At 34.0% G+C, this 26,937-nt stretch carries 17 protein-coding genes; 5 read left to right on the forward strand and 12 right to left on the reverse strand.

The annotated features are described in order from the left end of the window. Positions 1–12,313 (reverse strand): Ig-like domain repeat protein (locus QZU75_RS09620; RefSeq protein ID WP_296883322.1); only part of this gene is annotated, 12,313 nt, incomplete at its 3' end. Positions 12,314–13,129: 816 nt separating this feature from the next. Beyond that, complete coding sequence (locus QZU75_RS09625) at positions 13,130–13,711, reverse strand: 30S ribosomal protein S3ae (protein ID WP_296883323.1); 582 nt, start codon at positions 13,709–13,711, stop codon at positions 13,130–13,132. Positions 13,712–14,377: 666 nt separating this feature from the next. On the opposite strand from QZU75_RS09625, the gene QZU75_RS09630 reads away from it, so the two are divergent. Continuing rightward, positions 14,378–15,259, forward strand: coding sequence for a hypothetical protein (locus tag QZU75_RS09630; RefSeq protein WP_296883325.1), 882 nt, complete (start codon positions 14,378–14,380; stop codon positions 15,257–15,259). A gap of 6 nt (positions 15,260–15,265) precedes the next feature. Here QZU75_RS09630 and QZU75_RS09635 read toward each other — a convergent pair whose 3' ends face one another. From QZU75_RS09635 to QZU75_RS09660, 6 genes are all read right to left on the reverse strand, one after another. Beyond that, the gene (locus QZU75_RS09635) at positions 15,266–15,586 is read right to left on the reverse strand and encodes a NifB/NifX family molybdenum-iron cluster-binding protein (protein WP_296883326.1); all 321 of its coding nucleotides are present in this window, start codon (positions 15,584–15,586) and stop codon (positions 15,266–15,268) included. 1 nt (position 15,587) lies between these two features. Next, a complete protein-coding gene (locus QZU75_RS09640; protein WP_296883328.1) occupies positions 15,588–16,157 on the reverse strand; it encodes a flavodoxin family protein in 570 nt (189 codons plus the stop codon). A 10-nt stretch (positions 16,158–16,167) separates the two neighbouring features. Further along, on the reverse strand, positions 16,168–16,926 hold the full coding sequence (gene mtnP / locus QZU75_RS09645; protein WP_296883330.1) for an S-methyl-5'-thioadenosine phosphorylase: 759 nt from the start codon (positions 16,924–16,926) through the stop codon (positions 16,168–16,170). 5 nt (positions 16,927–16,931) lie between these two features. Further along, the gene (locus tag QZU75_RS09650; RefSeq protein WP_296883331.1) at positions 16,932–18,380 is read right to left on the reverse strand and encodes an RtcB family protein; all 1,449 of its coding nucleotides are present in this window, start codon (positions 18,378–18,380) and stop codon (positions 16,932–16,934) included. A gap of 265 nt (positions 18,381–18,645) precedes the next feature. Then, positions 18,646–19,524, reverse strand: a complete 879-nt coding sequence (locus QZU75_RS09655; RefSeq protein ID WP_296883333.1) for an alpha/beta hydrolase — start codon at positions 19,522–19,524, stop codon at positions 18,646–18,648. Positions 19,525–19,545: 21 nt separating this feature from the next. Then, on the reverse strand, positions 19,546–20,514 hold the full coding sequence (locus QZU75_RS09660) for a DUF3089 domain-containing protein (RefSeq protein WP_296883335.1): 969 nt from the start codon (positions 20,512–20,514) through the stop codon (positions 19,546–19,548). Positions 20,515–20,767: 253 nt separating this feature from the next. Between QZU75_RS09660 and QZU75_RS09665 the strand changes: the two genes are divergently transcribed. Then, positions 20,768–21,268 carry a DUF308 domain-containing protein gene (locus QZU75_RS09665; RefSeq protein ID WP_296883337.1) on the forward strand — a complete coding sequence of 167 codons (501 nt, stop codon included), beginning with the start codon at positions 20,768–20,770 and terminating at the stop codon, positions 21,266–21,268. Between the two features lie 13 nt (positions 21,269–21,281). After that, positions 21,282–22,877: an AarF/ABC1/UbiB kinase family protein gene (locus QZU75_RS09670; protein WP_296883339.1), complete on the forward strand. Its 1,596-nt coding sequence runs from the start codon at positions 21,282–21,284 to the stop codon at positions 22,875–22,877. Between the two features lie 208 nt (positions 22,878–23,085). Here QZU75_RS09670 and QZU75_RS09675 read toward each other — a convergent pair whose 3' ends face one another. Beyond that, positions 23,086–23,406 (reverse strand): hypothetical protein, encoded by a 321-nt coding sequence (locus tag QZU75_RS09675; RefSeq protein ID WP_296883341.1) that lies wholly within the window; start codon positions 23,404–23,406, stop codon positions 23,086–23,088. 33 nt (positions 23,407–23,439) lie between these two features. Further along, positions 23,440–23,853, reverse strand: coding sequence for an archease (locus QZU75_RS09680; protein WP_296883343.1), 414 nt, complete (start codon positions 23,851–23,853; stop codon positions 23,440–23,442). A gap of 89 nt (positions 23,854–23,942) precedes the next feature. Here QZU75_RS09680 and QZU75_RS09685 point away from each other — a divergent pair, with 89 nt between their 5' ends. Then, a complete protein-coding gene (locus QZU75_RS09685; protein ID WP_296883345.1) occupies positions 23,943–24,119 on the forward strand; it encodes a hypothetical protein in 177 nt (58 codons plus the stop codon). A 107-nt stretch (positions 24,120–24,226) separates the two neighbouring features. On the opposite strand, the gene QZU75_RS09690 is transcribed toward QZU75_RS09685, so the two are convergent. Then, a complete protein-coding gene (locus QZU75_RS09690; RefSeq protein WP_296883346.1) occupies positions 24,227–25,336 on the reverse strand; it encodes an ORC1-type DNA replication protein in 1,110 nt (369 codons plus the stop codon). A gap of 33 nt (positions 25,337–25,369) precedes the next feature. Continuing rightward, the gene (locus QZU75_RS09695) at positions 25,370–26,089 is read right to left on the reverse strand and encodes a 6-hydroxymethylpterin diphosphokinase MptE-like protein (RefSeq protein WP_296883348.1); all 720 of its coding nucleotides are present in this window, start codon (positions 26,087–26,089) and stop codon (positions 25,370–25,372) included. A 219-nt stretch (positions 26,090–26,308) separates the two neighbouring features. Between QZU75_RS09695 and QZU75_RS09700 the strand changes: the two genes are divergently transcribed. Continuing rightward, the coding region (locus tag QZU75_RS09700) for a hypothetical protein (protein WP_296883350.1) at positions 26,309–26,937 on the forward strand (629 nt) is incomplete at its 3' end.

Below are 26,937 nucleotides of genomic sequence, written 5' to 3' on the forward strand. Positions count from 1 at the left end.
CATTAAATCCGGAAATTGTGTAATTAGCAGTGTAGTTATCATCACCAGGATATTCAACAACAACTGTTTTAGGACCTACAGTCAAGTTCTCAACAATAATAGTAGCAGTACCATTGATTACTTCTGTAATGTATTGTTTTCTATCAATGGTTACAGTGACATTACCTGTAGCATTGGTTGGAATATTAATAACAACAGTAGCATTTTCACCAACTTTAATATCATTGACAGTAACATTTATTGGAGTGTCAAGTTTTGAAGGTAAAGTCTCATTGATTATAATGGTCTCATTTACAACAATAGTCTGATTAACAACCACAGTTTCGTTAACAACAATAGTCTGATTGACAACAACAGTCTCATTAACAATAACAGTTTCATTTACAATCACAGTTTCATTAACGATTATTACTGGAGTTTTGATTTCAGGAATTACAATTGTTGTATTAACTGTTGAATCAGTATGGTTTTCATCACCAGTGTAGACAACAGTAATGTTTTGTACACCAGGAGTTACATTTTCAACGGTAATTACAACAGTTCCGTTGATTACTTCACCAGTGAAGTTTTTATCTTCGATTGTGATTGTAACATTACCTGTAGCGTTTTCACCAACAACAACTACAACTGTGTTGTTTCCAGGATCAATTATTATAAGGTCAGTGTTAATTGGAGATACTTTAAATCTTGTGAAGTTTTCACTCATTTCGTATTTTCTATCACCATTGTAGGTTACATTTACAGTGTAAAGTCCAACTTTAAGATTTGGAACTACAAGTAAAGCTTTGCCGTTTGCTACATATACCTCATATTTTTTGCTGTCAACAGTGACAGTGACAATGCCTGTAGCATCATCAGGAACACTGATTTCAATAATTTCTTTATCGCCAACAGTTATGTTTTCTGCAGTTACAATTACATTTGAAGGTACTTTAGATACTATGAAGCTGTTGTTTGCTTTAACTGCTCCATGTTTATTGTCACCAAGATATCTTGCAGTTATATTGTAATAACCACTGTCAAGGCCAGTTATTTCTAAAGTTCCTTTGCCTTCAGTTATATTTACATAGTAGCCTTTACCGTCAACATCCACTAAAACAGGTCTTGTGACATCTTCTGATACGGTTACATTGATGATTTCAACATCACCGACGTTAATGTCAATGCCTTCTACAGTAATAATAAGACCATATTTGTATACTGTGAAGTTAGCAGTTGTTGAGTTGAATACATATTTATTATCACCCTCGTAGGTTGCTACAACGGTTTTGTCTCCATAGATTAAGTCTGATACATAGAATACAGCGTTTCCATTGGAAGTTGTATTAGTGTATGATTTACCGTCAATTTCAATGGTTACATTTTCTTTTACATCTTCTGGAACGCTTACAATAACTTTTACGGTATCTCCAACTTTAGCATCATTTACATCAATATAAATTGGAGTATCCCATTTGAATACATAATAATTAGTAGTTGCAGTCTTATCAGTATAATTGTCATCACCAAATGCTGCTTCAACTACATATTTACCGGAAATATCTTTAGTTACATTTAATTTAGCAACACCATCAACAATAGTAGCATTACCCGCCCAAGTACCGTTAACATAAATTGCAACTTCACCAACAGCATCAGCAGGAACATTAACAACAATAGTAGAGTTAAGACCAACTTTAGTATCATCAGCAGTCACATTCATTACATAATCAGAGACAGGTACAAATGGTTTAATTACTTCAACAATTGTGAATTGAGTAGCATTGTAACTTGGCAAGAACTTATCATCACCAATGTAATTTACTTTAACATCATAAGTACCATTGCCTAAACCTTTAATTACAACAGATCCAACACTTCCAGTAGTGTAAATAGCATAAGGAGTACCATTTACAGTTGTAATTACATAACCTGTAGCACCAGGAGTAATAGTCACATTAATAATTGTGTCATCACCAACAAATCCACCAGTAGCAGTAACATTGACTTGAGATGGATATTTAGTTACTTCAAAGTCAGCAACAGTTGAATTGAATACATATTTGTTATCTCCACCATAAGTTGCAGTGACTGTTTTATTTCCATAAGTCACATTTTCAAGATAGAATATAGCAATTCCAGCAGAGGTAATATTAGTGTATGATTTACCTTCATATCCGAGAGTTACATTTTCTTTTACATCTTCTGGAACGCTTACAATAACTTTAACTGTGTCACCGACTTTAGCGTCAGGCACATCAATATAAATTGGAGTATCCCATTTGGATACATAATAATTAGTGCTTACAGTCTTATTAGCATATTTGAGATTTCCGAAAGTTGCATCAACAACGTATTTACCTGAAATATCTTTAGTTACATTTAATTTAGCAACACCATCAACAATAGTAGAATTACCCATCCAAGTACCGTTAACATAGATTGCAACTTCACCTTCTGCATCAGCAGGAACATTAACAACAATAGTAGAGTTAAGACCAACTTTAGTATCATCAGCAGTCACATTCATCACATATCCTGCGAATATTGGTATTTGAGCTGGAGCTTTATTGTAAAGTGTGAATTGAGTATTATTGTAACTTGGCAAGAATTTATAATCTCCAATGTAATTTACTACAACATCATAAGTTCCATTGCCTAAACCTTTGATTACAACAGATCCTACACTTCCAGTAGTGTAAATCGCATAAGGAGTGCCGTTTACAGTTGTAATTACATAACCTGTAGCACCAGGAGTAATAGTCACATTAATAATTGCATCATCACCAACAAATCCACCTGTAGCAGTAACATTGACTTGAGATGGATATTTAGTTACTTTAAAGTCTGCATCAGTTGAGTTGAATACATATTTATTATCTCCGCCATAGGTTGCTGCGACTGTTTTATTTCCATAAGTCACATTTTCAAGGTAGAATACAGCAATTCCAGCAGTTGTAATATTAGTGTATGATTTACCTTCATATCCAAGAGTTACATTTTCTTTTACATCTTCTGGAACGCTTACAATAACTTTAACTGTATCGCCGACTTTAGCGTCAGATACATCAATATAAATTGGAGTATCCCATTTAGATACATAATAATTAGTAGTTACGGTCTTGTCAGCATATTTGTCATCACCGAAGGTTGCTTCAACTACATATTTACCGGAAATATCTTTAGTTACATTTAATTTAGCAACACCAGCATCAACAGTTACATTACCTGCCCATGTGCCGTTTACATAGATTGCAACTTCACCTTCTGCATCAGCAGGAACATTAACAACAATAGTAGAGTTAAGACCAACTTTAGTATCTTCAGCAGTTACGTTCATGTCATAACATCCGAATCTGTGGACGTTTACAGCATTTCTAACTGATGTTGAAGCATTAGTGTAGTTTCTGTCACCTGCATAATAAGCATAGACTGTGTAGTTTCCAACTTTTAATTGGTCAATGATAATATTAGCAACACCATGACTGATATGTCCTGCATAAACCTTATTGTTGACAGTGATTTCAACTATTCCGGTGGTTCCAGGAGTTATGTGTACAACAACTGTTGCGTTTCTAGCTGTATTTGCTTCAACTGAATCAATGCTGATAACAGGAGCAATTTTTTTAACTATGAAATCATCTTCAGTGCTATTGGAAACATATTTTTTGTCTCCGGAGTATTGAGCATATACTGCGTAGTTATCAACAGCTAAATCATCAACATAGCAGTCTACAGTACCATTAAAGACCGGTAATTTAATTGCTCTGATTACACCACTTTGGTTAACGACATTAACAGTGATGAATCCGCTTGCATCATTATTTACATTTACAGTAATGTGGGCAAGTTGTTTGTAGAAGATATCATCAACAGTGATTTGTATTGGAGTATTTACCGGAGAGACTACGAATTTGCCGTCAGCTTCACCGACAGTGTAATTGTCGTATTCATCACCATAATATTTAATGTGTACACTGTAATTTCCAGCAGCTAAATCATTGAATGCAATATCTACTTTACCTTCATTAAAGTCTGAGATTTGAACTGAATAATTCATTAGATTTCCTGTTAAAATGACATATCCTGTTGCGTTTGCAGGAATTTCAATGTGAATAATTTCAGTTTGGCCAACATCAATGTCTTGTCCGGTTACATTAACAATAGGAGTTCTTTGACCTACGTTGAATGTTGCTGAAGATCTGTTTCCATTGTGGTTTCTATCTCCATCATAGAATGCCCAAACTTCTTTGTTTCCTACGGATAAATCAGGAATTACAAATCTGGCAACACCGTTAATGACTTTTTCAGAGTATTGTGCTCCGTTAATATCAAGGTTAATGTATCCGGATGCATCAGTCAATATTCTGCCGTTTGCGTCTTTAACAGTGACGTTTAGGTATTCACTGTCCCATACTTTAATGTCATGAGGTTCAATGACTAATGTAGTATTTAGAGGAATGACTCTGAATACTGCATCTGCTGAAGCTGGGTAGTAGAACTTGTTACCATTATAGTTAACTTTAACAGGATAAGTGCCTACAGGTAAGTTGAATACATTCCATACAGCTTTTCCGTTGAATTCTTGGTAATGGCCAACACTTGCTTGATCTTGTGAACCATAACCTGTGTCTTTAAGTTCGAAAGTTTGATTTTCTCCATTTACGAAGATTGTTACGTTTCCTGTTGCTTTTACAAATACTTGAATATCTTCATAGTTGCCGTAAATTATATCATGAACACGTATATCAACAGTTCTATTTACTTTATATACTTCGAAAATGGTTTCATTTGTGTCTTCATAATAATATTTGTTTCCGGAGAAGTGAGCTGCAATGGTATATATTCCAGGATCTAAGTCTTTTAAATCATAGGATACACTACCGTTTAAAAGTATTCTGGTTTTTTTAGCAACACCTGCGATTGTAGCATTTATTTCTCCAGTAGTATTTACATAAATATAAGCTATTCCTTTTTCAAGGAATGTGAAGTTTTGAGGAACAATAATAATTGGAATATGTGCTTTAGTTACTGTGAAAGTTCCTTTTGTAGTATTTCCATAATATTTTTTATCTCCAGGATAGATTACTTCAACAGCATAGTTTCCAGGTTCAAGGCCAAGAACATCAAGATTTGCTACTCCATTTACAATTGGAACGTTTTCGAATACCCTTAGAGTATCGTTGATTTTTATTGTTACGTTTCCTGTAGCATCACTGAATTGTAATGTCACATTGAGCTGTTCTTTTTGGCCGTATGCGATATCAGCAGTTTCAACATCTAAAGTAATGTTATATTTGGAAACTTTGAATGTTGTTGTATTTACTGCGCTGTACCAGTAGTCATCACCTGAGTAATTACCCCATACATAGTATGTTCCATCTACATCTAATGGTGGAATTGTGATACTTCTTTCACCATTGGTTAAGTTAATGTAATATTGGGTACCGTTTACTTTAAGATATACAATTCCTGTTGCATTATCCGGAAGGGTTACCCAAATATATCCGTTTTCAAATACGAATATGTCTTTGGCGTGTACGATGAAGTAAGGGTTATGTTTTGTAACAACGAAACTGGAGGTGTTACTTACAGGTTTGAAGTTGGAATCTCCTTTGTATACAGCAAATACATAGTGAGTACCTGCTTTCAAGCCAGCTTTATCAATTTGTATTTTACCGCCAACTAAAGGATAATCTCCAAGGTATTGACTGTCAAGATATACTGAAACTTCGCCTGTTACTTTATTTGAAGGGAAGACAGTAATGTTGATTGGTTCTATTTCACCTACTTTAATGTCAACAGTTTCAACAATAATTGCATCATCAATTGCACGTACTTTATAGGATGATGTGTTTTCTTCAGGCAAGTAGTCATCATCACCATTATATCTTACATAAACGTCATAGATTCCTGCTGGACATCTAGGAACAATTACAGTTGCAGTAGCACAGCGGCTACCGACTTCATTATTTAATAGTACATTATCTGCGAATAACTCTCCGTTAATCCATATAGAGACGTTACCTGTAGGTGCAACCATTTTAGATTTATCTTGAGGAACAACTGTAATATTAATCACTTCATCATCAAGACAGTCGATATCAGCAGTCTCGATAAATACAGATGTTAGGTTTGCACCGTCTACATATACCAGATAAGTGTAATAATCATCTTCTGGATGTTGTATTTTGAGTTTCATGGATGCTTTATCAACATCCAAATCAACATAGGATAGTGAAATTTTACCTTCTGAATCTGTTTTGACAAGTTCTCTTGCAACCTCTTTATTATATGTACCATAAATGGTTACATCAACAGTTTGGTAAATTTCATAATCACTTTGATATATTTTATCAGCATCTTGTGGAGCACCAGCTATTTTTTCTGGAACTACAGCATTATTACCGGTATTTCTTTCTCCATCTACTCCTAAATAGGTTACATCAGTGAAGTAAACATTATTTTCACCATCATTGAAAATAGCATTGATAATGTTATCATTACCTCTGAAGTATGCAATTAAACTAACTGTTTTATTAACATCATCTACATCCACTATTACAGGATCGAAACGGTTAGCGTTAGCTCTATTTTCTAAGAAACTTGAATCGATAATGTCCATTCTAGGAGAGGATTCATCAACATACATTGCAGAACCGTTTTCTGCTTTATTATATCTGAAGGTAGACTCTTTGATTGATTTACCATTTGTCCAGTAAACTGCTCCACCTAATCTTGCAGTGTTGTTTAAGAATGTTGCATCTACAACATCGCTTGAGGATGTATTCCAGTATAGGGCACCACCTAACGCGTCACTGCCAACTGCATGGTTATTGAAGAATACTGAATTGGATACGAGTCCGTTTTGACCTGCAGAGACTGTTTTATTGTACACAGCAGTTTTAGTTACATAAGTTGCAGTTTGGGTAATATTATTCCAGTAAACTGCTCCACCTTTATTAGCTTCATTTTCTATGAATTTTGAACCGTCAATTATACCATTTGTACCAGTCCAGTAAACAGCAGCACCGTTTTGAGCAGTATTTTCTTTGAAAGTTGAATTGTATACTTTACCGTTTTCACCGTGGACAACGAAAGTTTTAGGATAGTTGAATTGAACGTCCATGTATTCTACTCCACCTTCCCAGTATACTGCACCACCATCAGTTGCATTATTTCCTGTGAATGTGGAATTTAATATTGTACCGTCAGTAGCTTGCCAGTAGACAGCTCCACCACGAACAGCATTGTTATCAATGAATTTAGAATTGGAAACTACACCATTTTTACCTAAATAGTTAGTACCATGTAATTTATCAGGATTAGTATTAACATAATTCATACCGCCATTCCAGTAAATTGCACCACCATCAAGAGCAGTACAGTTTATGAAGGTACTGTTATCAACAGTAATCATGTTGTCTCTTGCAAATATTGCTCCACCTTTACCTCTAACTTGAATTTCGACAGTTGGATCATTTACAGCAACTGAATCAATGAAGGTACATCCTATAATTTCATTGTTTTTAGTTACTCCGTCTTTCATAATAATAGATCCACCGAATTTAGCTTTATTTCCAACGAAAGTGGAATTGATAAAGTGAGAAGCAGACATTTGATTGGATAGAGCTCCTCCAGCATAACCTGCAGTGTTATTGATGAATTTACAGTCGGATAAGGTCATGTTTGTACTTTTACCGTTAGTATCTCCAATGTAGAAACCTCCACCGTCTTTTAAAGCGGAGTTGTTAATGAAAGTACAGTTTGTCATTACACTGTCTAATGATCTGTACCAGTCCATACCTCCACCGTGTTTACCTGCATAATTGCTGTCAAAGATTGTGTCTTTTACTAAACCACCAGGAGTTTGTTTTAGACCTGCACTCCAGTAGACTGCTCCACCTAATGCGTTATTATGACTGGTAGCGTTATTTCTTGTGAAGTTACATCCAATGATGGAATCACCACCGTGACCACCATACCAGTAGATAGCTCCTCCTCTGCTGTTAGCAGTATTTTCAGTAAATGAGGAGTATTGCACAGTAGCATTTATACCATCAATGTAAAGTGCACCACCAACTGCTCTATCATCACCAGTTCCACCAGTGGTCACTTTATTATTATTGAAATGAGAACGGGAAATAGTGGAATTTGTACCTGAAACTCTGACTGCACCACCAATCATTACAGCATCATTGGTGTTGAATAAACAATCTTCAATAGTGGTATTTTGAGCTTCAAAAGTAACCTTTTTACTATTGACAACTACTTCATATTTTGAAATATAGATTGCACCGGCTGAGTTTTCAGCATGATTGGATGTGAAATTTGAACCGGCAATATTAGTATTTTTACCTGCTACGAAAATAGCTCCACCGTATTTTTTAGATTTGGAATTTGTAAATGTGGATTTGGAAATATCAGTTCCGTCACCAGCTACATAAATAGCTCCACCACCGGAATAATCATCGGTTCCTTGAGATTGACATGAATCAAAAGTGTCTTCGGACATTCTGGTATTGTGTCCTGCAACATAAATTGCTCCACCATCAGTATTGGAGGTCATGTCTGAGAAATCAGAACCTGTAATAACCGCATTATCTCCGGTTACATAGATTGCACCACCTACTGTGGAATGACTGTCTGTGAAACTTGAATCTTTAATAGTGGTATTTTCACCTACAATTGCTATTGCACCACCAACACCAACTTGAGTGTAGGTTTTTGTGAAAGTAGAATCTTGGACTAAAGTATGTACTCCATGCACATAAATTGCTCCACCGTTGTTGGTTGCATCACTTGATACTATATCTACATTATCTATTACAGCATCATTACCTTCAACGTAGATTGCACCACCATCATAAGCATGAGTATTTTCAAACTCAGAATCGTGTACTTTGGCTAAGGTTCCTTCGATGTAAATTGCTCCACCTTGGCCGTTATCTTTAGCTTGAACATTATTAAATTTGGATTTTTCAACATTGGTGTTTCTTCCTGCTACGAAAATAGCTCCACCATCACCATCGTTCATTGCTATACAGTCTGTGAATGTGGAATCTGTGATAGTAGCATCAGTACCGTTTACATATATTGCACCACCATTACCTTCAACTGGTGAGTTTTGAGAACCTGCAGTACAATTTGTGAAATCAGCAGATATAATTGCATTGGTACCGTTTACATATACTGCACCACCATCGTATACACTTGAAGAATCTTCAATGTCTGAGCCTAATACTTTAGCATTAGCTCCTTGTATGAATATTGCACCACCATAATCGGCAGTTGATTTTGTGAAATTGGAATCTGAAATGGTTGTGTCTATACCATTGATGTAAATGGATCCACCAGTGAATGCTGAATGGTCATTGAAAGATGAAGTTGAAATTACTGTTCTTTCACCATTTACATATATAGCTCCACCATAATTATCATCATTTGAATAGTCTACTAAATTATTTCCAATGAACTCTGATTCAGAGATATGTGCATCATTACCTTCAATGTATATTGCTCCACCATCTACACTGACACAGGAATCAAAGGTAGCACCAGTTATTGTAGTGTCTTTACCTTTAATATATATTGCACCACCTGCACCATTTTCAGAAGATGCTTCACAAGCAATGAAGTCGGAACCTTTGATAGTAGTACCATAACCGTCAATGAATATTGCACCACCATCATTACTTATTGCAGAACAGTTGTCAAATGTGGTTTCGTAAATTTTAGTGAATACTCCACTTAAAATATATACTGCTCCACCGTCGTTAAGTGCATATGAGTCAGTCATATTTGAGTTTTTGATTTGAGCATATCCACCTTGAACAAATATTACACCACCTTCACGTGCGTAACATTCACTGAATTCAGACTCGGTTACAATAGCGTCTTCACCTTCAATTGCTATTGCTCCACCAGCAGCACCAACTGTACCATTGATAGCATAGGTATTGTGGAATGTGGATTTTTCGACATTAGCTGAATCACCTTCAATATAAATTGCTCCACCAAATGAATCGAGACCTGCACTACAGTTTTCGAAAGTTGATGAAGTAATATTTGAAAAGTCTCCACCGACATAGATTGCTCCACCAGAACCGTTACCTGCATTTAATCCTAATGCATGAGTATCTTTAATGTCTGCAGAAATGAGTGCATTGTTACCTGCAACATAAATTGCTCCACCATCTGAATCGGAGGTGGTTGATTCAATGTTACAATTTAAAACTTTTGCATCTTTACCTGTTCTGTAACCGCCGATATATATTGCTCCACCATATTCAGCATGAGCTTCTGTGAATGTTGAATTCAATATGTTAGCAGAGTCTCCGGCAATGTAAACTGCTCCACCTTTACCATCATCAGCATTTGTGAACTTGAAGTCAGATTCTTCAATGACTGTGTTGAATCCTCCAACGAATACAGCACCACCGTCACCGCCGTTAGCGGTTGAATTGATGAATGTGGATTTTGTAATAGTGGTATTAATACCATTTACATAAATTGCTCCACCACTTCCAATATTTTGTGCGTCACCTGCAGTACAATTTACAAAGTTTGCAGAAATTACTGTATTTAGACCATTTACATATACCCCACCAGCCTCAAAACTGACAATGTTGTTAATGTTTGATTCAAGGACATGTGCATTATTACCTTCTATGCAAATTGATCCACCACCTATAGCAGTACTGTCATTAATAGTACAACCTTTAACTACAGTATCATTACCTACAATGTATATTGCACCACCGCCATGAGTAGCACTACAATCATTAAATGTAGTATCAGTAATGTCTACATTATTTCCTGTAACAAATATTGCACCACCATCAACTTTAGAAGTATCTCTACTTTTATCCATGCTAACACTGGATTGAGTAAAGCTTGACATAGTAACAGTTACATCTGAACCAGTAAGACAAATAGTACCACCACGACTACTGGATGTGCCTTGACTTGTACCTTTATTATTTATACAAGTAATATTGTACATTATACCTCTTTGACCTTCCCAGTATATTGCACCACCATCGTCGCCAGCAGTATTGTTAATAAATTTAGTATTATATACTTTACCATCATCACCAGCTACATATATACTACCACCATCAAAGGCAACTTTATTATTAGTGAATACTGAATTATTAATTGTAGCATCATTACCTTCAACATAAATTACACCACCACTATTAGCAGAAGTACAATTACTGAAGGTACAACCATCAATTAAAGTAGTATTACCTATAATGTATATTGCACCACCATCATGACTTGCAGTACAATCACTGAAAGTAGTATCAATAATATTTACATTATTTCCGGTAATGAATAGTGCACCACCATCTACTTTAGATTGGTTTTTACCATCTGCCATCCAAGCAGAACTAGATGTAAAAGTAGATCCAGATATAGTTACATCTGAACCGGTAAGGCAGATAGCACCACCACGAGTACTAGAGGTATTACCATCAGGTTTATCAATACTTATACCATTATTATCAATACTAGTAATATTGTGTATAGTACCACTACTACCCATCCAGTATATTGCACCACCATCATCACCTGCGGTATTACTTATGAATTGGGTATTGTATACTTTAATATTAGTACCATTAACATATAATGCACCACCATCACCAGTACAATTATTACCGGTCATGATAACATTATCTATAATACCATTATTTCCATATACATAACATGCACCACCATCATCAGCAGCAGTATTATTGATGAATGATGAATCTATAATTTTAAAGTTATAGCCAGAAATAGTTGAAGTTGAGGTCATTGTAGAAGCAGGAGCAATATATATTGCACCACCGTTACCAAAAGCAGAATTGTTAATGAAGTTAGAATTGAATATTTCAACATTATCACTAGTAGTCCATCTAAGTGCAGCACCATCATTACCTTTAGCATTAACGAAGTTAATGTTTTTCAATATAACATGTGAGTTACCACTTATACTGAAAATAGATGCTTGGTTTGCACCGTCAATTGTGTATCCGGCACCATCAATAGTAATGTCTTTATTAATGGAAATACCACTAGATACAATACTATCATTACTAGTGTATGTGTAATTCTTATCCAAGGTAATAGTTTCACCTGCACCTTGAATCTTATCATTCAATTGTATAAATGTTCCCGCCGTATCGGCCAGGATATCTTCTTGGGTGTTGGCAACTTGTATAATATCATGATCAGTTGTAGAGATATTAAAATCATCCACATGATCAGTTGCAGATACAACTGAAACTGCTGAAATAGATATTATGAACAAGCACAACACTATAAATATCTGCTTTTTATTCATAATAATAACCTCATTTTTTTTATAAGTATAACTTCATAATTTCTGAACCATTATACTACTTTAATTATTAGATTAAACTAATATATATGCTTTGCTTTTTGGGATTTTAGGCGAAATTTTAAAATACTTTCAAAAATACCTTTTTTCACTAAACATTATATAAAAATAATAATTAAAAAATAAAAATTTTTAATATTTGAAATAAAATTAATAAAAAAAAATAAATTTAAGAAGTAAAAATTATACAAAAATACAAAATAAAATTTATAAATAAACAGTAAAACAAAATTTCATTTACTTGAGTTAACACTGCAAAATATGCCTTAAGATATTTAAATTATGTTCAATGAAAATTATTTTTTACTCAAAAAAAATTAGAATAATTAAAAAAATATGAATTTAATATGACTCTTATTTAAAATTACTGAAGATTATTAATATTGCACAATTCAACCTAAATTTTTGAGTGACAATAATGTGCCGGTAAAATATATTGTCTAATCAAAATTTTTACAAAACATTAAGTTTCATGCATGATAACCCATTATCAAAGTGTTAGAAAATGCAGTATTTCAACCATGACATGTATACTGGCAACATCATTTATGGTTAAAATTCAATACTCAAACTAGAACTTTTTACACCATAGTTAAAAATCATCATCCCAATCTATTATATCTCCAAGATAACGATTCCAAAAATAACCAGAAGTTTACAAAATATATTATATATTAAAAGTATACAGTCACATTCATTATATGTGAATATGTAATTATATCAGAAAAAGTATATAAAAAAAGAAGTGAAAAAGTAATCTTAATTGATTACTTTACTTTTGATGATTTCCACTCTTTTGAGAGGGTAGATTTTTTTAGCGTTGTGGTAAATTTCAGATGCTAATTTACCGTTTACACAAACTTTTACCAAATCATCAAAGGATTTTTCAGCTGCGTTTTCTCTGAGTAAATCTTCAATAACTTTTCTCATGTATCTTTGTTGGGAAGATTTAGCTCTTCTGGTGGTTACAGCTAAAACCTGAAGTTTTAATTTGCGATCATCTTTAGTTTTAACAATTGCGGAAGCATCGATTCTGGAAGTTCCTCTTCTAATCATGCTTCTTACATAATCAGTAGTGGTTTTGTGTCCGGTGAATTTGGTGTTTGCAACATCACCTGCAACATTATCAATTTCAAATCTGAGTTTGATGTATTGTTTTGAGAAATCTCCGGATAATTCTCTCATGGTAACTTCTACGCCTCTTCCAATGAGAAGTTCTGGATCTTTTGCTGGAGTTTCTCCAATTTCTTTATCTTCAAAGTTCACTGGTGTTTTGATAGTATACCAGGATTTTTCTTTCCATGTATCACGTACTCTACGTCTTGATTTTGCTTTTGCCATTATATCAACCGTTTAATTTTAATAATTTATTATATATGTAATTTAGCGTGTCGCCATTTAATTTTAAAAATAGTCTTACATAAGGTAGTTTATCAAATACTACACAAAATAAACTGTAAAAATGATATAAAATAATTATAGATTTACAATCACTTTTTAGACTATTGTGAGCCATGCTCACTTTATTTAAAGAAATATTTGTAATTAAGTTTTATTTTTTTAAAACCCGCCCATAAAGGTTATATTTAGTTATTTTAATCATGATATATAAAGGTTATTGAATTTTAAAAAAATATGCAAAAATAACTGGATTTTAAAAAAAATAAAATTTTAAATGTATTTTCATGGAAATTATAAAAACATTAAAAATAAGCTTTAAATTGAAAATAAAGCATCAATATTAGTTTTTAAGAAATGTTTTGATAAGTGAAAATATAGAGACATATTTTTTAATTGAAATTACTAAAAACTTCTAAAAAAATTTTGATATAAAAATTGCTTTGAGTTGGTAAAATTGTCATCAATTAGTAAAATTGCTTTGAATTAATAAAATTTACATTATAATACAATATTTACTTAATTTAAGAGCTATAAAATCTTAAAAGTTAAATTTAAATATTTAAATTAAGATATAGTATTATCAACCAAATATAGGAGGTTTTTTTAATGTCAAAATTTCAAGAAGACATGCTCTTTAAAAATGTCAGTGACGAAGATGCTAGAATTTTTCTGGACATAATTGGAAAAAAATCAGAAACAGTCAAAATATTGACAAAAGAACTACGATTACATGATCCAACGACATTTAAACCTGACATAATGCTAGAATTAGATAACGAAATTTTAATAATTGAACTTCAATCAACAAAAGTAGGAATAAAACATCACCAAAGATTCCACATATATGTTGCAATAACAGACTATAACAATAAAACCGAAAAAGAAGTCAATTTAAGTGTTTTTTCAACAGCAGAGGAATCAAAAAAAATAAGTTACAAATACAACAAGTATAATAAATTTAACTACGAGGTAATTAGCTTATCTGATTATGACAGTAAGGAAATTATTAATACCATTAACCACAAAATAGAAAATAACTTTCCAATAACGGGAAAAGAAATAGTATTATATGCTCTAATACCTCTCATTGAAAAAACAGAGAGTGTTGAAGATTACATTGATGAAATAGTCGAAACATTAATTAACCTAACAGGATTAACACCATCGATCAAAGCATTGGCATTTGGTATCGAATGGTTATTAATAGACAAATTTGTTAAGAATGAACAAAAAAGAAATATACTTATGGATTTACTGGGTGAAAGAATGAGTATGATATACGAATATGGGCAAAGAAAAGAAAAAAAAGGAATAGACCAAGGAATAAACCAAGGAATAAACCAAGGAATAAGCCAAGGAATAAGCCAAGAACAAGAAAGAATCATTGAAAACTTATTAGTTTCAGGAATGGATGCAGAAACTATTTCAAAAACAGCAAAAATACCCCTATCCAAAGTTAAAGCCATTGAAAACAAAATTAAAAATTGAAAAATGTTAATTTTTCATAAAATTAACATGATCAATATACCTTTGCAGGACCTCATCAATCGGCCCTTCATCCATAACTAGTTTGATTTGAGCATCATCAGCCTTGATTTTTGATTTAAAACCATACTGAACAGCAATCAAAACATCACAATCACTGCAGGCCTTAATAACTTTACCTCCCTGATGTTTTGAATCTTCCGCTATTTCAATATCCCTTTTTTCAACAAAGCTCAATTCATCTTCATAATCATAGACATATACAGATTTTCCCCTTCCAAGATGCAAATCAACATTTTCACCATCGGAAGAAACTACAGCCAAACGCATTTTAATCCCTTACTTTTTTAATTATTTTTGCAACATTTCGTCCAAAAAGCTTTATTGTTTCAATACCTTCTTCGTCTTCCATTGCGGTTCCTTCAGGACCTGCGATTACCATGTTCCAGTATGTGCTTCCTGCAACAATCATGTTGTTGATTGCAAAAAACATGAGCATTTCCTGAAGTGTTAATGTTACTCCGCCACGTCTTGCAACTGCTATTGGACCTCCAACCATCCAGTCAAGGAATTTATCTCCTCCTCTGGACACTTTACCTATTCTTTGAAGAGCAGCCATGATATCCCCTCTTGCAGTTCCAAAGTAAACCGGTGCAGCCGGTATAAACCCATCGGCATGGCGTATCTTTTCAATAATTTCATCAAGTCCGTCATCAAGGATGCAGTTGCCTTTTTCGGCGCATTTTGAACATGCTATACATGACTGTATTTTCATTCCTTTTAGTGAAATGATTTCAGTTTCCACACCTTCAGCTTCAATTTCGCCTGCACACTGCTCAAGAACAATCCCCGTATTGGAGTTTGCCCTCGGACTTGCATTTAATAAAATAACCTTACTCATATTATCACACTCATACTTCAGCACCATCTAATGCATGACGGCATGTGCAATCTGGTGAATCTTCAGCATTTTTTATAAAATTATATATCAGTTCAAGTAGGTCAGCTTCCTTTTGAGAAACCATTTCAAAGACTTCATCGATTGTAAGCTCCTGTTCGGAGATTCCTGATGCATAATTGGACACAATGCATATTGAGTTATAGCACATTTCCCTTTCACGTGCAAGAGTAACTTCAGGCAGTCCTGTCATGCCCACAAGGTCTCCTCCAAGCATCTTAAACATTTTTATCTCAGCAGGAGTTTCAAATCTTGGTCCTTCTGTGCATACATAGGTTCCTCCAAGTATCACATCACCTGATTCGGCCAGAATATCTCTTAATGTTGGACAGTAAGCTTCAGTTACATCAATATGAACAACCTTATCTTCATAGAAGGTTTTTGCCCTATTCTGTGAGAAATCTAAAAAGTCATCCGGAATAACAAATGAACCAGGAGGCATTTCCTCGTTCATGGACCCCACTGAATTGGTGGCTATTATCTGAGTGACACCCACTTCTTTTAGTGCATCGATATTTGCTCTGAAATTTATTTTATGAGGCGGAATTGAATGTCCTGACGCATGGCGGGGAATAAATGCTACCTTTTTGGAAAATATATCCAAAATTGAAACTTCAACTTCGCCATAGTCTGTTTTGACAGTTTTGTTCACACAGGAATCTGCCTTATGTGTAATTTCATATACTCCGCTTCCGCCGATTATACCTATCATTTAATCTACCCTTTGCAAACGGCAATCGGTTTTACTTTTGCAACAAGTTTTGCAATGCCTGTACTGTCAGATACTCTTACTACACTGTCAACATCCTTGTAAGCTCCAGGAGCTTCCTCTTCAATAACATGTTTGCTTGTAGCTTTAATTTTAATGCCTTTTGATTCCAAATCAGAAGTGATTTCATCAGCATTATAATCCTTTTTGGCTCTGGACCTTGACAATACCCTTCCTGCACCGTGTGCAGTGGATCCGAAGGTTTCTTCCATTGCAGTTTCTGTTCCGCAAAGGACATATGAAGCTGTTCCCATAGTACCTGGAATCAGTACCGGCTGTCCGACAGCCCTGTATTTTTCAGGAACTTCTTCCCTTCCAGGTCCGAATGCACGGGTTGCACCTTTTCTGTGGACTAAAAGGTCTTCTTCACGGTTGTAAACCTTATGAGTTTCCATTTTTGCAATATTGTGAGCAACATCATAGAGAATGTCCATTTCCATCTCTTTTGCTGATTTTCCAAGGACATCTTCAAAGGTTTCACGAATCCAATGAGTCATCATCTGTCTGTTGGCCCATGCATAGTTTGCAGCAGCAGCCATTGCCTGAATATAGTTTTGTGCCTCTTTTGAATCAAGAGGAGCACAGGCGAGTTGTCTGTCTGCAATTTGAATTTTATAGTTTTTATAAGCCTTATCCATTATTCTTAAATAATCAGAACAGATCTGGTGTCCGCAGCCTCTTGAACCTGAATGAATCATAATAACAATCATTCCTTTTTTAAGGCCATATACTTCAGCCACTTCTTCATTATATATTTCTTCAACTTCCTGGATTTCAAGAAAATGATTTCCGGAACCTAATGAACCCAATTGAGGAATTCCTCTTTTTTTGGCCTTATCTGAAACGATACTTGAATCAGCATCAACCATTCTTCCGTTTTCTTCTAAAACCTCTAAATCTTCCGCCCATCCGTAACCGTTTTCAACAGCCCATTCGGCACCATAATCTAAAACTTTATCAATTTCGCCTTTTTCCAGTCTGATTTTACCTTTGCTTCCAACACCTGATGGAATATTTTTAAAAAGCTTTTCTGTAAGTTCATCAACGTGTTCTTCGATATCCTCTCTGGTGAGATTAGATTTAATCAGCCTGACACCGCAGTTAATGTCAAAACCTACTCCCCCAGGTGATACAATACCATTTCTCAATGAAAATGCTGCAACACCCCCTATTGGAAATCCGTATCCGAAGTGAATGTCCGGAAGTCCAATGGAATATCTTTGAACACCAGGAAGACATGCTACATTGACAATCTGTTCAATTGCTCCCTCTTCCAGTGCGTCAATACTTTCATCAGCAATGTAAAATCTTCCGGAAGCTCTCATTTTTTTGTTGTAAGAGCCCGGAATTTCATAAACGTTATCTCTAACTTTTTTAATTTCGTCTTTGATTGTCATAAAAATCACAAATTTATTATGTATTAATATATATTTGTGGTGTTTTAATAAGGTTTTGGTAAAAACGACTATTTTAAAAATTTTGCTGATTTGAAATTTTTTTTAAAAGACACTTATTGAATTGATAATTCTGTTTAAAAATAGTTAAATTCAATAAAAATGTTGAAGTAAAAGTTTTTAATATGCTGAATTAACAGGATATTGCATGACCAATGTTAAAAATATAATAAAAAGGAGTTAAATATTTCTGCAGTCAACTCCCTATTTAATCTAAAATTACCTGAACAATGTGTTTGAATGCTTCCTTTGATTCTGAAACCAGTGGGTAAATGGCATAAACATGAGTCATTTCTTCACCAACATTCAGTTCAGCATCAACACCATTGTCTTTTAGTTTGTTATAGAATTTTACGACATCCGGATAGAATATTTCATGAGTTCCTACAAAAAGTGTTGTTTTTGGAAGCTTATCCACTTCTCCAAAGAGCGGACTTACTTTATAGTCTTTTGGATCAAGTTCAGCGGCCCATGTTTCACCCATTTCACGCAGTCCATCCACACCAAGCATTGGATCAAATTCCACCTCATCATAATCTCCGGACATTGACACATCAAGCCAAGGAGATATTAAAATTAGGTTTTCAGGTTGAGGCAAATCAATGACGGCCAAATGCTCAGCAAATGCTGCAGACAATCCTCCTCCGGCAGAATCTCCCATGATTATGATAGGCTTATTTATTTCAAGCAAATATCTATATAGCTTTTCAACTATTTCGTAGGTTTCTTCATATGTATGGTTTGGAGCGAGCGGGTATATTGGAGCAAATACAGATGCATTAACCTTTTTTGCAAGTTTATCGCAAAAAGAAATGTGAACAGATTTAATCTCGTTAACATATATTCCTCCATGAAGATATATGACCAGACGTTCACTGTCTTCAATTTCATTAAAGATTACCATCTGGCATCCGAATATGTCTCTTGTTTCAACCTTAGTGCGATATATCCCTTTTGGTATTTTATAAGGTTCATCTTCTTCAAGAGAACGTTCCTGCATATGTTCATCAGCTTTATCTGCATCGTCAACATATTCACGATGCTTTTTGTCCAGTGCGGTTTCCACAATCTTTGACATTCTTGACATTTTTTTAACATCCCAAATAATTTAGTCTCTTTTCTTTTCAAACCAGGCCTCAGACCTCAAACGAGCATTTTCACGTATGTTCAAGTAGAAGAATGAATAATCACATCCATGATAACTTGCCGGTCCGAAAACATGTTCAATAGCTTCAAGTCCCATAAGTTTTGATATCGCATATTGCTCAAATTCCGGATTCATCACCATAACTGAACCTCTTTCAAGGTCAATTACTGCATCTGCTTTTATCGGCAATTCGTCCATTCCCTCGTCTGCAAGATGCGGTATGAAAGTTCCTAGATTTAACTCTGCATCTGCAGGTGTTTCATCAACACGCCAATTAAGCGGGTTTATTGATATTGCACCTGGAGAAATAACAAGTGAGTCCTTGCCCTTGTTTGCAGGTCCTTCAGTATTCCATGAAACAACAACTCCCAAATCATCGGCAGCTTGTGCTGCTTTGATGTGAGGATTTTCCTCCAGATATTTCCTGGTTAAAGAGTCACCGATACAATATGCAGCAATCATGTTTTCATAGTACTCCGGATGCTCTTTCATATATTCGGACAAAACCATGTAGCATAGCCTTGATCCCTGTGAATGCCCTGCAAAGAAATATGGGCGTCCATCGTTCAAGTTTTCAAAATAATAATCCAAAGCAGCATAGACATCTGTTCTCGGTTCGGCCCATTCTGCATCATATACTTCCTCAAAACTCATCATTGGAAGTTTTAATCCATTGACCTGTCTCCAGTATGGAGCAAAAATATTTGCAATACCCTCAAATGCAGTGGCTTCGTGAGCGAAGTTAAGTTTTGCCCCTTCCACCATGGACGGATTGTCAATGTCACAGATGATATCCGCTTCGGGGTCATTACAGCTTGAAGGATAAAGAAATATCAAATCTACTGATTTATCTGGGTTTTCCGGCAGTGCGAGCCAGTGTTTATTTTCTGAATAATCAGGTGCAGTTCCTGTAAATGGTTTTTCAAACATTATTTTCCTCCAAATTAATTATATCAGATGTCGAAGTGATGTGGTTTAAAATAAAAGTAACTATAAGGCTGCAAAAAATTAGATGCCCCAAATAATCCACTTTTTCTTTAAATGTCTTCTTTTCTTCATCTGAGATAAATTTCACCTTTATAATGAAAGATATGTTGAAATTAATTAATAATTCTTACTATTTTTATTACTTAAAGCATAAATAATATATATCGCATATATATTAATAAAGAGATGATAATTTATGGATTTTAGAAAAATACTTGGAATTTTATTTATAATTTTGGGTTTGATTTTTGCAATTTACCCATTGTATAGTGCAGAAGCAGTATCCTGGATTGCAGGAATATGTTTAATTGCATTCGGATTTGCTTCTATTATTGACGGATTTTCTGTATGGAGCATGATGGCTCATGTTTCAATTCTTAAGATATTGCTTGGAATATGTGCAATGCTATTCGGATTATTATTTATATATAAAATTGATGCATTGTCTTTCCTTGTTGCATATCAATTCTTCTTGATTGCATTTATATTGATATTTATGGGTATTTTCGGAATTTTCTCCACCCCAGATGCAAAATCCAAACTAATATCAGTACTGGTTTTAATCTTAGGTATAGTGGCTTTTTATCTTGCTTTTGCTTCAATTGCACAACCGCTATATGTCGCAATTATCGTCGGAATATGCTTGATTATGGAAGGAATATTATTCTTAGCATCAGGTATTGCTGAAACTAATTAAATAAGTGATTTATATGGATAAAGAAACAAAAGAGCGTTTAGGTGAAATCAGAGCAGCCATGAAAAAATATGGCTTCGATAAGATTTTAGGACAAGCTGCAAAAAACAAAATACGCAGAAAAGATACTGACGAATCAGACAGTCTTTTATTGGATGATGAGATTCCTGTTAAATTAAGAATGATGCTGCAGGAATTAGGAACTACTTTCATTAAATTAGGTCAGCTGTTAAGTACAAGACCTGATGTTGTTGGAGAAAAGATTGCTGGAGAATTGGCCAACCTGCAGGATGACAATCCTGCAATAACATATGAACAGGTAAAAGCAATAGTCGAAAGGGAACTTGATGGCAATATCGATGAATTATTTGAGGATTTCCATCATGAACATATAGCAACCGCATCCATAGGCCAGGTTCATGAAGCAACACTAATCACAGGTGAACGGGTTGCAGTCAAAATCCAAAAGGAAGGTATCACAGATAAAATTGATCTTGATTTAAGGATAATGAAATATATCGCCAACCGTGCCGATAAATTGAATGCCGATTTAAGAAAAATAAACTTGCCCGGAATTATGGAAGAATTTGACCGTTCCATTCACAAGGAAATTGATTACAACAATGAATTCATGAATATGCAACGCATTGAAATGAATTTCGTGGATAATCCATACATCCACATTCCTGCAACATATCCTGAATATTGTACATCAAAAATCCTGACAATGGAATTCATTGCTGGTGCAAAGTTGAATGATGTTTATGCAAGTACCGGCGATGAATTTGACAAAAAGCTTTTGGCTAAAAATGTCCTTGATTCATATCTTCAGCAGCTATTCATTGACGGTTTCTTCCATGGAGACCCTCACCCTGGAAACATAATGATTTTAGATAATAATGTCATTTGTTATCTTGATGAAGGTATGATGGGAACATTTGATCAGGACTTCAAGCGAAACCTTTCTGAAGTAATGCTGTTATTCGTAGATCAGGACGTTGACGGACTGATAGATCAGTTAATGTACATGGAGATATTGGATTATGATATTGATACCAGAACATTGAAAAGAGACTTAACTGATCTGTTTGGAAGGTATTTCGGTGTCTCACTCAATCGTTTCGATGGAGTATTGGAGGCATTGCTTAGCCTTATGCAGGATTATGGAGTAATTCTTCCAAATGAAGTAGTTACAATGGCAAGAGGATTGTCCATGATTGAAGCCATTGCACACAATCTTGATCCTGAAATCGATGTTTTCGCATCAGTCAAACCTGTTGCTAAAGAAATTGCCAGACAAAAAGCCAATCCTGTAAATTATATAAAAGGCAAAAAAAGCAGCATGATAATGTATGGACATATGCTCCAGGCATTGCCGAAACTACTAACAAGGATTATTCACAAGATTGAAAATGAAGAACTGCAATTAAAGTTAGAAATTGACATTAATGACAAGGTTACAATAGTCGCATTAGTATGTGCACTTATAATAGGTTCTTCAGTTGTTTCATTCGGGCCAAGAATGTTTGACATGCCGGTGATTTCTTTAATAGGCTATATAATAGCTTTAATCCTAGGTATCATTGGTATTAAGAAATTTATGTCAAAATAGATAAGGAAATAATTTCCTCAATTGCTCAAAAAAGTTAAAATTAGATAAGTGGGGGATTATCCTCCACCAATTACCATTTATTTTTAAAAGCGAAGGATAAAAAAATCCTTTATAAAATTCTTATTTTTAAATAATATTTTTTAAATCAGCGAAGTTTTTGAAAGATTCGTTAAAACATAGAGTATATACAATAAAATTGTAGAAAAGATTAATTTCTAAATAATGAAGATATTCCTGCAATAAGCAAAAATACTGCTGCTACAGCATTAATATAATCTGATCCGATTATTACAAACATTGTTGCAATAATAAATCCCACACCTGCCATTTCTGAATTCTTATTGACATATGTGCTTGAAAGAATTCCTAAAAGAGAACCTAAAATAGCCATTATACCTAAAAAGGTAGCGTGAGCATGTGAAAAATTCAATAGAAATATAAAAAATGAACCTGAGAAGATACCAATAATGGAACCGATCAATCCCATTATCATTTCAAAAGTCCTTGAAATTGTTTTAACTCTTTTCATAATAAGATATTTGACTTTAATAATATATAAAAATTACAAATCAACGATTGCCTGAACTTCAGCAGGGCATGTATTTTTTACTTCCATTTTATGAAATGTTATTGCCTTTATTTCAGTTTTTCGCTCATGTTTTTCCCAATTGATTTCTTCTCCTTTAATTTTAGCTTTCAAATGGAGATTTTCATCGATTTGAACATGAAACTGGCTAAATAACATGAAATCTATTTCATGGTGGAACAGCAACTCCTCCAAATAATCATAAAGGAGAGATACTTCATCTTCGGAGGTTATTTCAAATTCTATTTCCTTTACAGGATTAACATCACAAGTATCAGTTATTATATTAAACATTGCAATACCGGCATTTTCAAAAGCTTCATTTATATCATTTCCATAAGCCTTAAAGCCAATATCGGCAGTTACTTCAAAATACTCATAATTTTTCATGGTCATTTCCTCAAAAATATTACTTATCAAATGCTCTCTCGGACTTTGTTTATATATTAACTTTTGACAATTTAAATATAGTGATTAAAATGTTAGGCAATAAAGACACCACACTTCAAGTAGACTTAAGAAAAAAAAGTTCAATAAAAGATGAGATTATTTATAGCGGAATAGACGTTCAAACTTGCATGGTAATGCTTGTAGTAATAGCAGCATTCCTTTTATCTGTTATTTCTGTTGTAGCGGCTCACAGTCCAATAATTTAATTGGATTATTTTTTTTACAATACCAAACCCTTAGTCGCTCATTAGAATATAAGCTTACCATGCATATTCTAATGATACAGAAACTAATTTCCCTTTACAGGAAAAATTTAGATTTCATAATCTTCGGGGTTAAAACGCAATATAATTTCACGAGAATTTCCTCTAACCCCTTTTCCTGTATATTTGGTATCGATCAATCTAACAAATTCCAGTTTATCCAGGGTTCTGTTATATGATGCATAACTGGAACCTGTTTTTTGTTTATAATCATCACCAAGTTCTCCAGCTGTATAAATGCCATCAAAATCAATAATCATTTTTAATAATTCTTTTTCAGCATCATTTAGAGATTTTAATGTTTCAACCACATTAATGGAAACCAGTGATTCAATAGCCGCATCAAAGTGTTCCTGAGTTATTTCACGGCTTGCTGAAGCCTCTGCAATATTTCCGCAGGATCTTAAAAGGTTGATTCCAACTCTCAAATCACCATTTTCAAGAGTATACATTGCAATTTGCTCCAATATGTCATCTGAGAGCACGCCAGGGAAAAATCCTGCTTTAACCCTGTCTTTTAGGATGCTTTCAATTTCAGTGTAGGTATAAAGCGGAAACATGATTTCCTGAGGAATAAAAACAGTATTTACATTTTTGTCAAAGGCATATTTGAATTCCAAATCAGACAGTATAGCAAAGATAGCTGTTTTGACTCCGGGATATTCCTCATATGCCCTTAGTATATCATAAACAACTTTATTAGCATGATTTGTTTGGAATAGATAGTTAATATCGTCAAATGCGACAATTATGGATTTGCCTTTATTTTGAAGTTCCTGCATGATTTGTGCATAGATTCTTGAGAACGGAACACCAGTTTCAGGAGGAAGATGTCCGAATAATTTCTTAAAGATCTGTGAAAAGATTCCGAAACGTGTTGTGTGAATCTGACAGTTAACATATATACATAAAACTTTTTCAGTGTTTTTTTCAACAAGTTCAAAAACCTTTTTGATTGCAGTTGTCTTTCCTGTTGCAGGTGAGCCCAAAATAACTGCATTTGATGGCTGACCTCCCCTCATGGCAGGTCTTATTGACATTGCCATTGCTTCCATTTGAGTGTCCCTGAAATTATAGTTAGGAGGCACATAATCAGGATCAAAAGCATTAATATTTTGAAAAAGGCTTTCATCATGCATTAAGATATCTTCTATTCCCATGTTATCTACATATATTTAAATTATTATAAAAAACTATTCTTTTAAGTTGATAATTTCAACATTCTCATTTTCAGCTACCCAATTGGTGAATTTTTCAGCATAACGCAATTTTTTCTTTTTAAAATCATCAGCTTCTTCCAAAGCGTTTGAAATATTAGGTCTTGAATATTTGGTTACGATATCTCCGAAATCCATTCCTGCAAGAGTTATTTCAGATGCTCCAAGAGCTACTGCCAGAAATATTGCCCTGTCGCCATCGGTGAATCCGCCAAAGTTATAGAGGGTTCCTATAGGCTGTGCCTGGGTAGTGCCTAATACATTGTTGAAAAATGAAGTTAAAGAAGCTATTCTTTCAATATTGTCACCATGGGCATGAATGACAATGTTTGCACCTCTTAAATTAGCAAGAAGAATATCATCAATATTTCCGTCCAGATCGGTAGCTACAATATCCGGAACAATCTTTTGTTCTATCATTGCGGTTGTTGCACCGTCTGCTGCAACCAGAACATAATCTTTCAAATCATAATTTTCTTTAAGCATTGAAATGTGCTCTTTAATTGAAGGTCCGGCACCAAATACAATATATTTATCTGAAAATCCGACAATTTCGCCTAAATCGTTTAAAGTCAAACATCCTTCTGTGGATAAGATTTCATCAAGTAATTTCGCTGACTCTTCATCGCCTTCACGTGAAAAACCAAAATCATCAAGAATTTCAATGTAATATTTTTCCCAAAGTCCAAATTCCATGTTTAAACCTCACTATATTAATTTAGCTTTTAATTAATTAAATAATTTATTGTTATTAAAAAAATTAAATATTGATTTAAAGCTGTAAAATCATGAATAAAGAACAATATTAACTTTATATTATTAAAAACTTATATATAATGGAGTTTAAATTATTATCTACATCGATGTTGCTTAAAAAATAAATTTCCGGAAATTTGAACTTTTAGGAGATTGGAAATGAAAACCAAAAAACCATACCATAAGGATGATTTAACCCACAAATATTCTGCAATGGCCTTTAAAAAAAGATTTCATAAATATTTAGGGCTTCCAGGAAATTATTACCACAGATACCCCACAGAAGTTGTTTTAAGAACAATGGAAAGCGGCAGGATGGATGAATTGTACTCTACAAAAGAGGGAATTTTAGTAAATCTTGAAGAGGAATCAGGAGACATAACAGAGAAAACCTTAAAGAAATTAGCCAAATACAAAACATTTGGAAGTTTCATATATGCTATGCCAATGGTAACCGCAATAATCTGTAAAAAAAATCCAAAAAACTTTCCAAAAGAATATAAAATAAGTGAAACTGATATTTTACGCCCACTATATTTCTATTTCCCACAGGACAGACTATGGCAATATTATGAAAATGTTATTAACAAGATTAATCAAAACATTAAATTAAGTGAAAAGGAAGCACTCGATATTGCTTTCATTCCAAAATACATTTCAGAAAAATATGCTGAAAATGTTACAAGGTCTTTAGCTAAAGTATTCGATAAAAGCATAATGCCCGATAAGGAATTGAAAAGAGATATTGCAGTAATTTTGGAAACAATGATTTTAACTAACATAAACGA

The sequence above is a fragment of the uncultured Methanobrevibacter sp. genome (assembly GCF_902764455.1).
In the GTDB taxonomy this organism is placed as follows: Archaea; Methanobacteriota; Methanobacteria; order Methanobacteriales; family Methanobacteriaceae; genus Methanocatella.

What these genes read in the sequence shown, in the direction of transcription:
- QZU75_RS09625 (WP_296883323.1), bottom strand. Translation starts at nt 13,711, where the DNA reads ATGGCAAAAGCAAAATCAAGACGTAGAGTACGTGATACATGGAAAGAA.
- QZU75_RS09630 (WP_296883325.1), top strand. Translation starts at nt 14,378, where the DNA reads ATGTCAAAATTTCAAGAAGACATGCTCTTTAAAAATGTCAGTGACGAA.
- QZU75_RS09635 (WP_296883326.1), bottom strand. Translation starts at nt 15,586, where the DNA reads ATGCGTTTGGCTGTAGTTTCTTCCGATGGTGAAAATGTTGATTTGCAT.
- QZU75_RS09640 (WP_296883328.1), bottom strand. Translation starts at nt 16,157, where the DNA reads ATGAGTAAGGTTATTTTATTAAATGCAAGTCCGAGGGCAAACTCCAAT.
- mtnP (WP_296883330.1), bottom strand. Translation starts at nt 16,926, where the DNA reads ATGATAGGTATAATCGGCGGAAGCGGAGTATATGAAATTACACATAAG.
- QZU75_RS09650 (WP_296883331.1), bottom strand. Translation starts at nt 18,380, where the DNA reads ATGACAATCAAAGACGAAATTAAAAAAGTTAGAGATAACGTTTATGAA.
- QZU75_RS09655 (WP_296883333.1), bottom strand. Translation starts at nt 19,524, where the DNA reads ATGTCAAGAATGTCAAAGATTGTGGAAACCGCACTGGACAAAAAGCAT.
- QZU75_RS09660 (WP_296883335.1), bottom strand. Translation starts at nt 20,514, where the DNA reads ATGTTTGAAAAACCATTTACAGGAACTGCACCTGATTATTCAGAAAAT.
- QZU75_RS09665 (WP_296883337.1), top strand. Translation starts at nt 20,768, where the DNA reads ATGGATTTTAGAAAAATACTTGGAATTTTATTTATAATTTTGGGTTTG.
- QZU75_RS09670 (WP_296883339.1), top strand. Translation starts at nt 21,282, where the DNA reads ATGGATAAAGAAACAAAAGAGCGTTTAGGTGAAATCAGAGCAGCCATG.
- QZU75_RS09675 (WP_296883341.1), bottom strand. Translation starts at nt 23,406, where the DNA reads ATGAAAAGAGTTAAAACAATTTCAAGGACTTTTGAAATGATAATGGGA.
- QZU75_RS09680 (WP_296883343.1), bottom strand. Translation starts at nt 23,853, where the DNA reads ATGAAAAATTATGAGTATTTTGAAGTAACTGCCGATATTGGCTTTAAG.
- QZU75_RS09685 (WP_296883345.1), top strand. Translation starts at nt 23,943, where the DNA reads ATGTTAGGCAATAAAGACACCACACTTCAAGTAGACTTAAGAAAAAAA.
- QZU75_RS09690 (WP_296883346.1), bottom strand. Translation starts at nt 25,336, where the DNA reads ATGGGAATAGAAGATATCTTAATGCATGATGAAAGCCTTTTTCAAAAT.
- QZU75_RS09695 (WP_296883348.1), bottom strand. Translation starts at nt 26,089, where the DNA reads ATGGAATTTGGACTTTGGGAAAAATATTACATTGAAATTCTTGATGAT.